Source organism: Vibrio sp. 1180_3, assembly GCF_029478545.1.
Classification (GTDB): Bacteria; Pseudomonadota; Gammaproteobacteria; order Enterobacterales; family Vibrionaceae; genus Vibrio; species Vibrio aestuarianus.
Genome location: NZ_SJFM01000014.1, coordinates 98125 through 113102 on the forward strand (window position 1 = coordinate 98125; position 14978 = coordinate 113102).

Below are 14978 nucleotides of genomic sequence, written 5' to 3' on the forward strand. Positions count from 1 at the left end.
CGTGATCTCAGCCATAGGTATGGTCGTTCGTCGAGAGTTACTGATAGCGTTTCGTCGCCAAGCGGATATCTTTAATCCACTGTGGTTCTTCATTATCGTGATTACATTATTTCCGTTGAGTATTGGACCTGAACCCAGCTTATTGGCACGCATTGCTGCTGGTATCGTATGGGTGGCAGCGTTGTTATCTGCACTGTTATCGCTAGAACGGCTGTTTCGAGATGATTTTCAGGACGGCTCACTAGAGCAAATGATGTTACTGCCAGTTCCTCTGCCTATTGTTGTCATAGCAAAAGTGGTGGCTCATTGGCTATTAACAGGTCTGCCATTAATTTTGATCAGTCCATTGCTTGCGGTGCTACTTTCACTGGACTTTAATACTTGGCTTGCTGTTGTCATGACCTTGGTCATAGGCACACCCACGTTAAGTTTTATTGGGGCTATTGGTGTAGCTTTAACGGTCGGCCTGCAAAAAGGTGGGGTTTTACTAAGCTTACTGGTTCTACCGCTGTATATCCCAATTTTGATCTTTGCTACATCGGCGATTGATGCCGCTGCGTTAGGAATGACGTATAACGGTCAACTTGCGATTTTAGGAGCAATGCTGATGGGGGCAATAACACTTACTCCTTTTGCCATCAGCGCTGCATTAAGAGTCAGCGTCAACTAATTTTATCTGAGTTAACCATATCTGGGCCAATTTCAGCTCAGTGTACAAACAATAAACTGAGCAGACACATGTTCAGGAGCAATGAAGTGAGAGTGAGATAACAATGTGGAAATGGCTACATCCCTACGCTAAGCCTGAATCTGCTTACCAACTTTGCGGTAAGTTACTACCTTGGTTTGCGATAAGTGCGTTGATATGTTTAGTGGTCGGTAATGTTTTAGGCTTAGCTTATGCCCCTGCTGATTATCAACAAGGTGACAGTTTTAGGATCATTTATATCCATGTTCCTGCTGCTATTTGGTCTATGGGCATCTATATGTCGATGGCAATTGCGGCGTTTATCGGCCTTGTTTGGCAATTGAAACTGTCTAATATGGCGGCTGCTGCCATGGCTCCGATTGGTGCAGTGTTTACCTTTATCGCTCTGATTACTGGTGCGGTGTGGGGAAAACCAATGTGGGGGACGTGGTGGGTATGGGATGCACGTCTGACTTCAGAGCTTATCCTTCTATTTCTCTACCTAGGTGTTATCGCGCTCTATCACGCGTTTGATGATCAAAAAACTGCTGCGAAAGCCGCCGGTTTATTGGCGATTGTTGGTGTTATTAACTTACCAATCATCCACTTTTCTGTGGAATGGTGGAATACGTTGCATCAAGGTGCAACCATTACCAAATTTGAAAAACCGTCAATATCCAATGACATGTTGTGGCCATTGTTACTCAATATCTTTGGTTTCGCTTTCTTTTTTGCCGCCGTTACTATGATTCGTTTGCGTAACGAAATCATTAGCAAAGAAAGTCATCGCCCGTGGGTTATCGAACTCGCAACCAGCAAAATTAAGAAAGGTATTTAATATGCATTTTGATTCATTTAGTGATTTCTTAGCGATGGGTGGTTACGCCGGTTACGTTTGGAGTGCTTTTGGTATCACTTTTTTATCGATGCTAATTCTGTTAGCCGTTAGCATGAAACGTGGAAAAACCTTATTACAAGACGTGCAAGCAAAAGTGGATCGTCAAGCAAGAATTGATGCCGCTAAGCATATGGAGAATACACTATGACCCCAAGACGTAAAAAAAGGCTAACGATTATTTTGGCACTATTCATCGGGGTTGGCGCCACTATTGGCTTAATGCTGTACGCACTAAATCAAAATATGGATCTTTTCTATACGCCAACAGAGCTAGTTCAAGGTAAACCGGACGGCACGAAACCTGAAGTCGGTCAACGTTTACGCATTGGTGGCATGGTTGTCGTGGGGTCAGTGACTCGTGACCCTGAATCATTAAGAGTGAGTTTTCAGTTACACGATGTTGGACCGAATGTAACGGTCGAATATGAAGGCATTTTGCCTGATTTATTCCGTGAAGGTCAGGGGATTGTTGCTCAAGGTGTGCTTAAAGATCCAACCACAGTCGAAGCTTTTGAAGTGCTAGCAAAGCATGACGAAAATTACATGCCACCAGAAATAGCAGAAGCGATGAAAAAGACACATCAGCCGCTAGACTATACGGCGGAACAGAAACAAGGAAGCGCTCAATGATTGTTGAAATTGGACATTTTGCCCTTATTGTCTCTCTAGGGCTTGCAATTTTATTGAGTATCTTGCCTTTGGTTGGTGCGTCTCGCAGCAATACCATGCTGATGAATACTGCGCGTCCACTAGCGTGGGGTATGTTCCTATTACTGCTGCTTTCGTTTACTGTCTTATTGTGGGCATTTTATGTCAATGATTTCACCGTGCAATATGTGGCCAGTAATTCAAATAGCCAGTTACCGTGGTATTACCGATTAACTGCAGTATGGGGAGCCCATGAAGGTTCGTTGTTACTTTGGGTATTGATCCAAGCAATTTGGACGGTAGCCGTGGCTTCTTTCAGCCGTGGTATGCCACAAGAATCGGTTGCACGGGTACTTGCTGTCATGGGCTTGATCAGTGTTGGCTTCTTACTGTTCATTATTGTTACCTCGAACCCGTTTTTACGCACGCTGCCTTACTTTCCTGTTGATGGGCGCGATCTCAACCCATTATTACAAGACCCTGGGTTGATTATCCATCCACCGATGCTTTACATGGGTTATGTTGGGTTCTCGGTTGCATTCTCATTTGCTATTGCTTCATTAATGACTGGACGCCTTGATACAGCGTGGGCTCGTTGGTCTCGCCCATGGACAACCGCTGCATGGTTATTTCTAACACTTGGCATCGCTCTTGGTTCATGGTGGGCTTACTATGAACTTGGCTGGGGCGGCTGGTGGTTCTGGGATCCTGTAGAAAACGCATCGTTTATGCCATGGTTAGCAGGTACGGCTTTAATGCACTCTTTAGCGGTGACAGAAAAACGTGGCACGTTTAAAGCATGGACCGTTTTACTGGCTATTTCCGCATTTTCACTCAGTTTGCTCGGCACTTTTTTAGTACGTTCCGGCATCTTAGTGTCGGTACACGCTTTTGCCTCCGATCCTTCTCGTGGGCTATTTATTCTGGGGTTCTTAGTCTTTGTTATCGGCGGCTCACTGCTGTTATTTGCATTGAAAGGCGCATCAGTGCGGGTTCGCGGCAACTTCGAATTGGTCTCGCGCGAAAATGCATTACTTTCTAACAACATCCTCTTGATAGCTGCACTGGTTGTGGTACTTGTGGGAACATTGCTGCCATTGGTGCATAAACAGATTGGTCTTGGTTCGGTTTCTATCGGCGCGCCTTTCTTTAATATGTTGTTTGCGTGGTTAATGGTGCCATTTGCCTTCTTACTGGGGATTGGCCCTCTTATCCGTTGGAAGCGAGATAATTTCTCGAAGCTATTAAAGCCAATGTTGCTGTGTGGAACCGCTGCACTCGTTATTTCGGCTGCTATGGTTTATCTATTGTCCGAGCACTTTAGCCTAATGGCGTTTATGGGGTGGGTGATGGCGCTGTGGATTATTTTGCTACATGGTGTAGAGCTGTATGAGCGAGCGACACATCGCCATACTTTCTGGGACGGTGTGAAGAAGTTGCAACGCAGTCACTGGGCTATGATGCTAGGACATATTGGCTTGGCTGTTACCGTCATTGGTATTGCGATGGTACAAAACTACAGTATTGAGCGCGATGTGCGTCTTGCTCCGGGGGAGTCATTCAAAATTCAGCAATACGATTTTTATTTTGAGGGTTTAAGAGATAAAGATGGCCCGAACTATGACGGTTATATTGCAGACTTTGAAATCACTCAAGATGGCAAATATGTCAATACATTGCACGCTGAAAAGCGTTTCTACAGAACTGCTAAATCGATGATGACAGAAGCAGCCATCGATCGTGGTGTTACTCGTGATCTTTACATCGCAATGGGTGAAAGATTAGAAGATGGCCATTCTTGGGCAATTCGAATCTACTATAAGCCGTTTGTTCGTTGGATTTGGGCTGGAGCATTGTTGATGTCTTTTGGTGGCGCGATTGCGATCAGTGATAAACGTTACCGCTTTAGAAAAAATACCCAGCAGGAGGCCTAAATGAACAAAAAGATTTTATTTATTCCACTGCTTGCTTTTCTTGGTTTGGTTGCGGTGTTCACCACCCAATTAGTGAAAAATACCGAAGGGGATGATCCAACCAAATTGGAGTCAGTCCTGATTGGTAAGCAGGTACCAGAATTTCGTTTGGAAGATCTGGCCGAACCAGGCAAACTTTATGATCAGTCCGTTTTTAAAGGTGAGCCACTGCTACTTAATGTTTGGGCGACTTGGTGTCCAACTTGTTATGCCGAGCATCAATACCTTAATAAGTTAGCCAGTGATGGTGTGAAAATTATCGGTCTGAACTATAAGGATCAACGTGACAAAGCGGTTAAATGGTTAAATGAGCTGGGCAATCCTTACTTGATTAGCTTATTTGATGGTAATGGTATGTTAGGGCTCGATCTTGGCGTATATGGTGCACCGGAAACGTTCTTAATTGACTCTGATGGTGTGATTCGTTACCGCCATGTGGGTGATGTTAACCCAACCAACTGGAAAGATACCTTGCAGCCGATGTATCAAAAACTGCTTGAGGAGGCAAAATGATGAAGCGCTTTGTTCTATCAATCCTTGCCAGCTTAGCCTTGGTCTTATCCGTTCAAGCTGCGATTGAGGTGTATGAATTTGATAATACGCAGCAAGAGCAGCAGTTTAAAGACCTAAGCAACACGTTACGTTGCCCTAAATGCCAAAATAATACGATTGGCGACTCGAATGCCGCGCTTGCTCAGGACTTGCGCCATAAAGTGTACGAAATGACAAAACAAGGCAAATCAGAGCAGGAAATCGTTGATTATATGATCGCACGCTACGGCAACTTTGTGACATATAACCCACCATTCACGGTAGCAACCTCCATTTTATGGTTGGGGCCATTGGCCGTGGTGGTGTTTGGTTTTGGGTTTATCGTCTTAAGAACCCGTCGCAGTAAAGCTTCTGTCACAGAGCAAGCTGAAAATTGGGATGCCCAAAAGGAAGCGAGACTAAAGCAGTTACTAGAAAATGAAGCTCTTGATGAGAAGAATGGAGACAAGCAATAATGGCGTTTTTTTGGTTATCGACCCTCATTCTTACCTTCATCGGTTGTGTGTTTATCATACTGCCTATTATCAAACAAAAATCTAATGATGATGTGGCATTGCGCGATGAACTGAACAAAGCTCTTTTTAAAGATCGCCTATCTGAGCTGCAAGTAGAAACAGAAGAAGGGCTTGTGGATAATGAACAAGAACTGATTTCAGATCTAAAACAGTCCTTGCTTGATGATATCCCGGCTGAGTCTAAAGTGAATGGTTCTTCTTATATCTCACCAGCGTTGGTACTCATTCCATCAATTTTACTGGTGGTGGTGCTAAGTTACGCTGTTTATATAAAATTAGGTGCTGCCGATCAGGTCGAGCAGTGGCAGCAAGTAAATGCTAACTTACCTGCATTATCGAAAAAGCTAATGTCACCCAATGGGGAAGCGTTAACTGATGATGAAATGGAAGATCTAACGCTGGCTCTGCGCACACGTCTCCACTATCAGCCAGATGATGCAACCGGTTGGTTGCTGCTTGGGCGTATTGCATTGGCAAATAGAGATATCGAAACCGCGATTGGTTCAATGAAAAAAGCGTATCGTTTAGAGCCTAAAGACGCCGATGTGAAGCTAGGTTATGCGCAAGCATTGATGTTGTCTCAAGATGAAATTGATCAAAATCAGGCTCGCTCAATACTCACAGGGCTAGTTCAGCAAGACTACGTTGATTTGCGTGTCTTTTCATTACTTGCATTTGATGCCTTTGAGCGTCAGGATTACCCAGCAGCGATCAAATACTGGAGCTTAATGCAGAAGATGATCGGTCCCCAAGATAGTCGTTATGAAATGTTGGCGCGCAGTATTGAAAGTGCTCAAGGCAAAATGCAGCAACCTGATACTGATGGTGTTTCCGTGCCAGTCACTATTGCATTGGACAGTTCAGTAACCTTGCCGCAAAATGCTGTCTTAATTGTTTCAGTACATAGCGCTGATGGCGCACCTATGCCAGTTGCCGCTGCACGTTATCCACTTTCGCAATTTCCACTTAAAGTGGCGTTGGATGATAGTAACAGCATGGTGCAAGGACGTCAGTTGTCCGATTTAGCACAATTTATCGTTCGAGTTCGTGTTGATAGTGACGGTAATGTCAGCACAAAAACTGGCGATTGGTTTGGCGAGAGTGCGGTTGTTGAGATGGGGCAGCCCGTCGAAGTTGTAATTAATAAGCAATATTAACTACAACCGAATATACTTAGAACAGGATAGGCCGATGCAGTCATCGGCCTTTTTACATGGAAATTGAATATGATAAGCCGAATAGGCCGAGCCACATATCTTACTCTACTATTTTTCCTTCTGGTAGGATGTACTAGTGCACCAGATTCAAATTCACCGCAATTAAGTGAATCCAGCCTTGAAGATCCATTCGAAAGTTTTAATCGTTCAATGTGGACTATTAACTACGATTACCTCGATCCTTATATAGTTCGTCCGATCTCCATTGCTTATGTCGGTTACATTCCGGTGCCAATAAGGAATGTCATTGCCAACGTGTTATCTAACCTTGATGAGCCATCAAGCGTTATCAATAATTTACTAATGGGTAATGGTGAAAAAGCCGTTGACCACTTAAATCGTTTTTGGCTGAACAGTACACTTGGCCTACTTGGTATGATAGATATCGCTTCTGAAGCAGGCATCACCAAACATAATGAGAAAGCATTCAGTGACGCAGTAGGGCACTATGGAGTAGGGAATGGCCCCTATGTAATGATACCTGCTTATGGTCCCTATACTATCCGTGAAGTAACGGATGTCGTAGACGGTATGTATGTCCCGTTATCCTATCTGAATATATGGGCAAGCTTAGGTAAATGGGCATTTGAGGGAATGGAAAAACGGGCGTTGCTCGTATCACAAGAATCGACACTTGAGAATTCACCAGATCCATACTCGTTGACACGTGATGTCTATCTACAAAGACAAGATTTCAAAGCCGAGATTGACAACCAACCCTTTGATGAATCAGAAGAAGATTACCTTGATGATTATTTAGAAGAAGGTTTTTGATTGTCCGTATATTCGATGTCGGTATGGCATACAACTATGCCGACATCACTCTACCGCTGAAATACTCATTAGCAACAATATATTCTGTATTACGAATTAATTCGTCTTGCATTTCAACCCAATGAATTTGCTCACCAAGATCGCTATTTGATGTGGCTACTACGCCCCCAACTCTTATATTGAAAGGGGTTAGCTCTTTGGCCCAACTTTGGGTAAAGCCAGACACCATTGAATTCGCATTTTCAATCCCCGACAAGTCATACTCTTCATTTTGTGAAACCACATTAACAATTACCCCATGCTTATTGCTTTGGCACATTCGCTCAGCACTGACTTGACCAAAGATAAACAGCGTTGATGCCATCATGGCCAGTTTCTGGATGAACAGCTCGGCATGCTGTTCCCCTATCAGAGATGGTAAAGGGGTATTTGGCCAGTTATTGACCAGAACATCTGGTGCACTTTGGTACGTATCATTAATATAATCAAGAAGTTGATTGATGCTATCTAAGGAGTAGTCCGGCGTATGATAGTAATGCACATCGTTCGATATCGCATGGCAACGAGTGAATGTTTCCATTAGCCCATTTTCATCTTGGTCACATAAAATAATTTTTGCACCTAAGTGGGCAAAATGAACAGCCAGAGTACTGCCTAGTATTGAGCTTGCTGAAGTGATTAATACAATTGCACTTTTTATATCCATTGGGTGCCTCACCCTATTATTTGTGTTGTCGTTCTCGATGGATTTCGTCTGTATAGGATGGTTGATTAGTTATGGTCGCGATGTGAATAGCATCAAATAACGCGCTCTGAAGAGGTATGGTGTGCTGTTTTTTTGCTCGGTCTCACATTCTGCAATGGATAATGTCGTTTGGTATTGCATCTAAGACACTAAACTTGAGTACGGATCTGATCGTGTCGATGTGCGACCGCTAACTGAACGTATAAATCTGCAGCAAGCAATTCAGTTTTAGGTGCTGATAGATGACGCCGTTCATGCCCAGACAAGTTCAAATAAACCTCTTCCGGGAAATTATGTGTATCTTCAGGTAAATAAGTGAGCACTTCAGGCTTTAAGTAATGACTCAGCTTAGCACTAGCTAGCCCACCGTGATGAAACAATTCGGCTTGCTTTGCGGAAACCGTGTAGGACGTAGAGTCAGAACGCAAGGCTTGAGGATCGCAGAGCTCAAACCTTTTACGTAGTAATTCATCGCTAGTGGGCGGGTTCTCTACTCGCTCCACTGGGGTATTATCACGAACATCGTTAGAGAACATTGACAAGATGAGAGCAAAATCAGCCCGACGCCCTTGCTGTACGGCATGACTGAGGCCTGTGCCGAACTGAAGCTCGTTAATAATACTGGCTTTATCTAATGTATGTACTTGCATTTGCCTCTCCAACCGATGCACTTTTAACGGCTAGGATGCAGATAACTTTAGATTAAATAATAAAAAAGCCTGCGGGGAAGCAGGCTTTTCATATGACTAAATGTAAATCCTAGGGGAAAGGATTATTTTGCTAGGTTTTCTGCTACGAATGCCCAGTTTACCAGTGCCCAGAAACCGTTCATGTAATCAGGACGTAGGTTGCGGTAATCAATGTAGTAGGCGTGTTCCCATAGGTCAACCGTCAGCAGTGGTGTTACACCTTCTTCAGTTAGCGGTGTCGCTGCGTTTGAAGTGTTAACGATATCTAGAGAACCGTCTGCTTTTTTAACCAACCAAGTCCAAGAAGAACCAAAGTTGTTGATTGCAGAGTCTGTGAATTTTGTTTTGAATGCTTCAAAAGAACCAAATGCAGCATTAATTGCGTCAGCAACAGCGCCAGTTGGTTCACCGCCTGCGTTTGGCGCTAGACAGTGCCAATAGAAAGTGTGGTTCCAGATTTGAGCTGCGTTATTGAAAACACCACCAGTAGAAGTTTTGATGATTTCTTCTAGAGATTTGCCTTCGAATTCAGTTCCAGGAATAAGACCATTTAGCTTAACAACGTAAGTGTTATGGTGCTTACCGTGGTGGAAATCTAGAGTTTCAGCTGAGATATGTGGTTCTAGAGCGTCTTTAGCGTAAGGAAGAGCTGGTAATTCAAATGCCATTGCTCGATTCTCCATAGTGGTAGAAAGAGTTTTCTCTTTCGGTTGCTTCCAATGTTATTGTGATATTCGTCGATATGACTGACTTGCAAATCATTTTAGCAACTTTTTACTTTATTAAAACCCTAATTTTTAAAAATTGTTGCATTATCGTGAGTATAAAAGTTTAGCGTCACGGTTAAGTTGCTATTGATAGTTTTCATATTTTAAAGTTTGGCTTATGAGCAAAACTGGTGAATGTGGCTATTTCAACGAAAATACCCCGCATATCCACAAATAATATGTGCTTTATATTCTCCACTAATGATTTAGAATGGCGTAAAGACAATCTCCATCCATGAAGAGGAAGCAATGGAAACTATCGACAAAATCAAACAGCAACTTGAAGAAAATACTATCCTTCTGTATATGAAAGGTTCTCCAAAATTACCAAGTTGTGGATTTTCTTCTCAAGCGGCACAAGCTTTAATGGCGTGTGGCGAAAAGTTTGCTTATGTAGATATTCTACAAAACCCAGATATCCGTGCTGAACTTCCTGTATATGCACAGTGGCCAACGTTTCCACAGTTGTGGATCGAAGGCGAGCTTATCGGTGGTTGTGACATCATTCTAGAGATGTTCCAAAAAGGCGAATTGCAGCCATTGATCAAAGAAGCAGCAGTACGTGCAGGAAATGAAGAATAACACTGTACAAAATCACAGTTTTTCTTGATTTTTTAAGGCCACATTGGTTAATGTGGCCTTAATTGTATTTGCCGAATGTGTTTATGACTCGTTTATTTATTGCCGAAAAGCCAAGCTTAGGGCGAGCGATTGCTGATGCCCTGCCTAAGCCGCATAAAAAAGATCAAGGTTTTATTCGTTGCGCCAATGGCGATATCGTAACTTGGTGCATCGGGCATTTACTAGAACAAGTTGAGCCAGACGCTTACGATCAACGCTTCAAAAAATGGAATATGCTCGATCTACCGATTATTCCGGCACAATGGCAACTTCGGCCGCGTAAAACATCGAGCAAACAACTGACGGTTATTCGTAAGCTGCTAAAAGATGCCACACAAATCATTCATGCCGGTGACCCAGATAGAGAAGGGCAGCTACTGGTTGATGAGGTGATTGACTATTGTAAAGTCAGCCAAACCAAGAAAGACCAAGCATTACGCTTGCTTATAAGTGACTTAAACCTACCAGCCGTGCAACGTGCTTTGAACCAGATGCGCAGCAATCGAGATTTTATCCCACTTTCGGTTTCAGCTCTGGCTCGTTCACGAGCTGACTGGCTGTACGGCATGAACATGTCTCGCGCTTATACACTACTTGGGCAAAAAGCGGGTTATCAAGGTGTATTATCGGTTGGGCGAGTGCAGACGCCGGTACTTGGCCTGGTAGTGAGAAGAGATGAAGAGATCGAAAATTTTATTCCTCGTGACTACTTCACTCTTGATGCTCTTATTCCGTATCTAGACGGACAGGCGGCTTTTGACATTCGTGCTCGTTGGAAGCCCAGTGAAGCTTGCCTACCATGGCAAGATGAAGATGGACGAATTTTAAATCGTAAACTTGTCGAAAATGTGGCTAACCGAATAGCAGGGCAACCGGCCAAAGTGATTGAGTCTGAGCAAAAGCAAACTAAGCAAGCTCCACCTTTACCGTACTCGCTCTCTGCACTGCAAATTGATGCTGCAAAACGTTTCTCCATGAGTGCTCAGCAGGTGCTCGATACGTGTCAGTCATTGTACGAAAAGCATAAATTAATCACTTATCCACGCTCTGATTGCCGATATTTACCATTGGAGCATTATGCTCAGGCATCCTCAGTCACTCAAGCGATTGCTAATAATGCCAAAGATCTTACCACCGCCGTAAATGGTGCAAATTTATCACTGAAATCGAAAGCATGGAATGATAAAAAAGTGGAGGCTCACCATGCGATTATCCCCACCCCAAAACAGGCATCTGTGAACGCATTGTCGAGCTATGAGATGAATGTCTACCAGCTTATCGCACGTCAATATTTAATGCAGTTTTACCCAGCAGCGATTTATGCAGAAGCTAAATTGGTATTTGATATTGCTGGTGGGATCTTCATTGCGAAAGGGCGGCAACTGATTTCTACAGGCTGGAAAATACTTTTAGGCAAAGTGGAAGAAGATGATGGTGGTGTGGATAGCGTCCCTCCCTTAAATGAAGGCACGGTTCTTACATGTCGAGAGGGAGAGATTAAAGATCGGAAAACCGAGCCACCGCGTTATTTTACAGAAGCGACATTACTGCAAGCCATGACCGGTATTGCTCGTTATGTCGAAGACAGCGAACTAAAGAAAATTCTGCGTGAAACCGATGGCTTAGGCACAGAGGCAACCAGAGCGGGTATTTTAGATACATTATTTAAGCGCCAGCTATTAACACGAAAAAATAAGTTGATCATGAGCTCCGCGGCTGGGCGAGGGTTAATTCATGCATTGCCTAATGAATCGACTTACCCTGATATGACTGCCCATTGGGAGCATCAACTGCATGCGATGGCAGAACGAGGCCAAGCCTATCAGCCGTTTATGCAAGTGCTGCAAGAACGCATTACTCATATCATGGAACAGGCTAAGTCAGGGCCTGTGCCAGAATCGCTGCGTTCTTTACCAAAAGTAGAACGCCCTGCTTTTAAGCGCAGCCGTGCAAGTCGTAAAGGTAAGGCTGCCTCCAAATTATGAGGCTGTATGCAGCATCCACCTATCTTTTCGACCTAAACAACTTCAGACGATAAATAGTGGCTTGGCAGTTTGTGGATCGCGATTTTTAGCGCATTGAAACAACGTTCATCAATGGCTGTATGTAAATTTTCTTCCATGATCTGTAGGGTTTTAGGAATGGGAATCGCTCCACGATAGGGTCTTTCGGCAGTAATGGCATCGAAAATATCGGCAGTGGTAATGATACGTGTCATAAGCGATATTTCGTCACCACTGAGCCTTTTCGGATAGCCAGTACCATCGAGCTTTTCATGATGTGCACCTGCGATTTTCGCTAGTGATTGGAAAGGGGAGATCTGCAATAAAATTTGTTCAGTTAAAGCGGAATGAGTTTTTACCGCTTCCCATTCTTCATCATTAAGCTTATCTGGCTTGTCCAAGATGGTATTGCTAATACCGAGCTTGCCTAGGTCATGTAATAAAGCCGCTCGTTTTAGCCATTTGCGTTCATTTTCTTCGATGCCTAGCTCTTCGGCAATCAGGTCAGTATAAACCGCAACGCGTTCGCTATGACCTGCGGTATAAGGGCTTTTAGAGTCAACTATTTTTCCAAATGCGGTAACGATGCAGTCAAAATATTCGTCATTTACCGAAATGCTGACTTGTGCGGGGGCTAGGTTCATGACTCTTTGGCAAATATCATTTGCATTGAGTCCTTGGCAAAACGCCAGTTGTTGTGAGACAGAGACAAAAGCATCGACTAGCCGCGGATCAAACCACTTTCCGCTGCGGGATTTCACTTCGTCCAATGCGGTACTCAAATCATGCTCAAATTGGAATACATCGACCACTTGTGCTAAAAGAGCGATGCGCGAATAAAGCGGAATTTGCTCGTGTTTTAATTGCTCTGGTTTACCACTTCCATCCCAATGTTCATCTAAACTGTGCACACCTTGAGCAACATCTTCACTGAAGCGAAGTTCTCGCGCCACTTCTGCACCGCGAGTGCAGCGTGTTTCAATCAATTCTTGTGCGTAGTTAGTACCATTTTTCAGGATATCGATTGTAGTTGAAATCCGAGTCATCCAGCTTTGTCCTGCTCCCGCATTTTTCACGACAAAATTAATGGCGCTAGATAAGCTTGTACCGACAGTTTTATAACTACGTTTAAATGTAATGTCATCAGCCAGATAGAGTTCACAAATGCGTGCGGCATTACTACTACATCCAGCATCTTTAAGCAGTAGAGTGAAGAATAGATCATAGAGTTGATGTTCCGTTAACCCAATCTCTTCACCAATGTGCATGCCTATCCAACAGCATCGTATGCAGTGCTCAGGGGGTTGCCCTTCCGTCATATCCAATGCCATGGTCAGTGCGAGCATTAACTCTGATAGCGACATTACGGGGTCAATAGTCGTTTGCATGCTTGTCCTTAGATCGGTAAGAGATTCATTTTATCTTTAGATCGATTATGTTTTGGCTTTTAATGATTATTGATGAAGAGTCACCGTTTGTGAACAAACTTTAGTTTAGTACTAAGTTTTTACTCACTTTTTCCCAAGGATATGAAATAAAAAACCCTGCAGGATGATATCGCTACAGGGCTTTGCTTACTTAGATAATAATTTTATATTCACTACGATTGGCAGGCAACTAGTCGTTTCCACCAGTGCTCTGCTGTGCCCGGCTCAACGTTATACAAGTTGTCGGCTTGAGACTCGTATTTATTACCTTGATGAGAAACAAGGGCTTTATTCATATAAATACCATTCCCTGTGGCAGGGTTATAACTTTGATATGCAGGCATATCACCACAGTCTTCGGGCACAGTGCCACCGTCATCTGAAGTAACAGTAACGGTGTGGCTTACGGTATTATCCTTACCTTCGTTGTCAGTAACTGTTAGCGTGAAAACATTTTCGCCCTTATTTTCTTCGCTAAAAGTCATGTTTAAAATGGGTTGAGTTAACGTCATTGGCATATCATTCCATGTCCATTGATAGCTAACAATAGAGCCATCCTCATCGGAGGATCCTTGACCATCTAATGTGATCGGGTCAGTGATGTTAGCGCTATTTGGGCCGTCAATAATAGCCGTTGGGGCTTGATTTCCACCACCTTGACAACTGTCGACCAATATCCAACTTGAATCACTGCTAGGTACTGAAGATGTGTACCATTGAGCTTCGTAAACCGAACCCTGATAGCTCATCAAATCATTTTTTTCTACATGATTAAAATCACCACCTTCCCAATCTTTTCTCGGCCAGTTTGGGTATTCATTAACCTCGCCACACTCAGGCACCTCACTCACGGTGACGATACGGGGTTGTGATGTTTGTAAGCCTTCTTGGTCTGTTACCGAATAATGAAGTGGATAAATTCCAACAACACTAGTATCAACAGAACCATCGATTTGTATTTTGTTGGTCAAATCGCCATCTTCTCTATCATAGGCGGTAACACCATTTTTGGCATCAAAAAGAGTGCCAACTGAAATCTCAATATGTTCTATACCTGATATAATCGGTGCGGTATTGTTACCTTCATCGCCATGAATGAAAGGACCGTATGTATTAACAAATTGGCTATCATAACCAATGTTATTGGAGTCTTTTCCCATATCCCAGTTGATAGACCAAGTCATAATGCCGCGTAGAGGTAAGCCTTCTCTTTCTAACTTATCGAATGCATCAAATAAGTCTTGAGGATTTAATACTTGTCCGTTATTTGCTGCATCTTTATTGGCAGGAATACCATAAACTAGCTTGTCATTTGGTATTTCAATAAAGCCATCAGAAGTGGACCCCGATGGTTGGACACATAAGCTCATTTCTTAAGTGATTGACCCAGCTCATGCTGCGTATCTTTGCCTACCGAAGTAGGCCTCATCAGGAGTGAGGTTATTCAGTCCTTGATGGTTA

The 14978-nt window shown here is 43.4% G+C and carries 16 protein-coding genes; 11 read left to right on the top strand and 5 right to left on the bottom strand.

Features of this window, described 5'->3' with window-relative positions:
• Position 1 precedes the first annotated feature (1 nt).
• From ccmB to EYW48_RS10875, 9 genes are all read left to right on the top strand, one after another.
• Complete coding sequence (ccmB, locus tag EYW48_RS10835; RefSeq protein WP_274681524.1) at positions 2-670, top strand: heme exporter protein CcmB; 669 nt, start codon at positions 2-4, stop codon at positions 668-670.
• A 103-nt stretch (positions 671-773) separates the two neighbouring features.
• Complete coding sequence (locus EYW48_RS10840; protein WP_168521513.1) at positions 774-1526, top strand: heme ABC transporter permease; 753 nt, start codon at positions 774-776, stop codon at positions 1524-1526.
• A 1-nt stretch (position 1527) separates the two neighbouring features.
• Positions 1528-1734 (top strand): heme exporter protein CcmD, encoded by a 207-nt coding sequence (gene ccmD / locus EYW48_RS10845; protein WP_176245475.1) that lies wholly within the window; start codon positions 1528-1530, stop codon positions 1732-1734.
• Positions 1731-2216: a cytochrome c maturation protein CcmE gene (gene ccmE, locus EYW48_RS10850; RefSeq protein ID WP_053311788.1), complete on the top strand. Its 486-nt coding sequence runs from the start codon at positions 1731-1733 to the stop codon at positions 2214-2216. The genes ccmD and ccmE overlap by 4 nt, the downstream gene beginning before the upstream one ends.
• A complete protein-coding gene (locus EYW48_RS10855) occupies positions 2213-4168 on the top strand; it encodes a heme lyase CcmF/NrfE family subunit (RefSeq protein WP_171980336.1) in 1956 nt (651 codons plus the stop codon). The genes ccmE and EYW48_RS10855 overlap by 4 nt, the downstream gene beginning before the upstream one ends.
• Positions 4169-4720 carry a DsbE family thiol:disulfide interchange protein gene (locus EYW48_RS10860; protein WP_053311786.1) on the top strand — a complete coding sequence of 184 codons (552 nt, stop codon included), beginning with the start codon at positions 4169-4171 and terminating at the stop codon, positions 4718-4720.
• Positions 4720-5214 (top strand): cytochrome c-type biogenesis protein, encoded by a 495-nt coding sequence (locus EYW48_RS10865; protein ID WP_053311927.1) that lies wholly within the window; start codon positions 4720-4722, stop codon positions 5212-5214. The genes EYW48_RS10860 and EYW48_RS10865 overlap by 1 nt, the downstream gene beginning before the upstream one ends.
• A complete protein-coding gene (ccmI, locus tag EYW48_RS10870; protein ID WP_053311785.1) occupies positions 5214-6431 on the top strand; it encodes a c-type cytochrome biogenesis protein CcmI in 1218 nt (405 codons plus the stop codon). The genes EYW48_RS10865 and ccmI overlap by 1 nt, the downstream gene beginning before the upstream one ends.
• A gap of 69 nt (positions 6432-6500) precedes the next feature.
• Entirely contained in the window at positions 6501-7265 is a 765-nt protein-coding gene (locus EYW48_RS10875) for an MlaA family lipoprotein (RefSeq protein ID WP_171980335.1), read from the top strand.
• Positions 7266-7299: 34 nt separating this feature from the next.
• On the opposite strand, the gene EYW48_RS10880 is transcribed toward EYW48_RS10875, so the two are convergent.
• The 3 genes from EYW48_RS10880 to sodB form a co-directional block, all read right to left on the bottom strand.
• Positions 7300-7971, bottom strand: coding sequence for an SDR family oxidoreductase (locus EYW48_RS10880; RefSeq protein ID WP_277432394.1), 672 nt, complete (start codon positions 7969-7971; stop codon positions 7300-7302).
• Positions 7972-8159: 188 nt separating this feature from the next.
• Positions 8160-8660 carry a VC2046/SO_2500 family protein gene (locus EYW48_RS10885; protein ID WP_274672057.1) on the bottom strand — a complete coding sequence of 167 codons (501 nt, stop codon included), beginning with the start codon at positions 8658-8660 and terminating at the stop codon, positions 8160-8162.
• A 122-nt stretch (positions 8661-8782) separates the two neighbouring features.
• Complete coding sequence (gene sodB, locus EYW48_RS10890; protein ID WP_053311781.1) at positions 8783-9367, bottom strand: superoxide dismutase [Fe]; 585 nt, start codon at positions 9365-9367, stop codon at positions 8783-8785.
• A gap of 348 nt (positions 9368-9715) precedes the next feature.
• Between sodB and grxD the strand changes: the two genes are divergently transcribed.
• Positions 9716-10048, top strand: coding sequence for a Grx4 family monothiol glutaredoxin (gene grxD / locus EYW48_RS10895; RefSeq protein ID WP_277432395.1), 333 nt, complete (start codon positions 9716-9718; stop codon positions 10046-10048).
• Positions 10049-10131: 83 nt separating this feature from the next.
• Positions 10132-12072 carry a DNA topoisomerase III gene (locus EYW48_RS10900; protein WP_176245470.1) on the top strand — a complete coding sequence of 647 codons (1941 nt, stop codon included), beginning with the start codon at positions 10132-10134 and terminating at the stop codon, positions 12070-12072.
• Between the two features lie 32 nt (positions 12073-12104).
• Here the strand turns inward: EYW48_RS10900 and EYW48_RS10905 are convergent, their stop codons facing one another.
• Entirely contained in the window at positions 12105-13478 is a 1374-nt protein-coding gene (locus EYW48_RS10905; protein WP_171980330.1) for an HD-GYP domain-containing protein, read from the bottom strand.
• 212 nt (positions 13479-13690) lie between these two features.
• The gene (locus EYW48_RS10910; RefSeq protein WP_277432396.1) at positions 13691-14887 is read right to left on the bottom strand and encodes a cellulose-binding domain-containing protein; all 1197 of its coding nucleotides are present in this window, start codon (positions 14885-14887) and stop codon (positions 13691-13693) included.
• Between the last annotated feature and the right edge of the window lie 91 nt (positions 14888-14978).

Coding starts and splice junctions, on each gene's coding strand:
- EYW48_RS10860 (WP_053311786.1), top strand. CDS start 4,169: ATGAACAAAAAGATTTTATTTATTCCACTGCTTGCTTTTCTTGGTTTG.
- EYW48_RS10905 (WP_171980330.1), bottom strand. CDS start 13,478: ATGCAAACGACTATTGACCCCGTAATGTCGCTATCAGAGTTAATGCTC.
- EYW48_RS10885 (WP_274672057.1), bottom strand. CDS start 8,660: ATGCAAGTACATACATTAGATAAAGCCAGTATTATTAACGAGCTTCAG.
- ccmI (WP_053311785.1), top strand. CDS start 5,214: ATGGCGTTTTTTTGGTTATCGACCCTCATTCTTACCTTCATCGGTTGT.
- EYW48_RS10855 (WP_171980336.1), top strand. CDS start 2,213: ATGATTGTTGAAATTGGACATTTTGCCCTTATTGTCTCTCTAGGGCTT.
- ccmD (WP_176245475.1), top strand. CDS start 1,528: ATGCATTTTGATTCATTTAGTGATTTCTTAGCGATGGGTGGTTACGCC.
- EYW48_RS10865 (WP_053311927.1), top strand. CDS start 4,720: ATGAAGCGCTTTGTTCTATCAATCCTTGCCAGCTTAGCCTTGGTCTTA.
- ccmE (WP_053311788.1), top strand. CDS start 1,731: ATGACCCCAAGACGTAAAAAAAGGCTAACGATTATTTTGGCACTATTC.
- EYW48_RS10875 (WP_171980335.1), top strand. CDS start 6,501: ATGATAAGCCGAATAGGCCGAGCCACATATCTTACTCTACTATTTTTC.
- EYW48_RS10910 (WP_277432396.1), bottom strand. CDS start 14,887: ATGAGCTTATGTGTCCAACCATCGGGGTCCACTTCTGATGGCTTTATT.
- grxD (WP_277432395.1), top strand. CDS start 9,716: ATGGAAACTATCGACAAAATCAAACAGCAACTTGAAGAAAATACTATC.
- EYW48_RS10880 (WP_277432394.1), bottom strand. CDS start 7,971: ATGGATATAAAAAGTGCAATTGTATTAATCACTTCAGCAAGCTCAATA.
- EYW48_RS10840 (WP_168521513.1), top strand. CDS start 774: ATGTGGAAATGGCTACATCCCTACGCTAAGCCTGAATCTGCTTACCAA.
- EYW48_RS10900 (WP_176245470.1), top strand. CDS start 10,132: ATGACTCGTTTATTTATTGCCGAAAAGCCAAGCTTAGGGCGAGCGATT.
- sodB (WP_053311781.1), bottom strand. CDS start 9,367: ATGGCATTTGAATTACCAGCTCTTCCTTACGCTAAAGACGCTCTAGAA.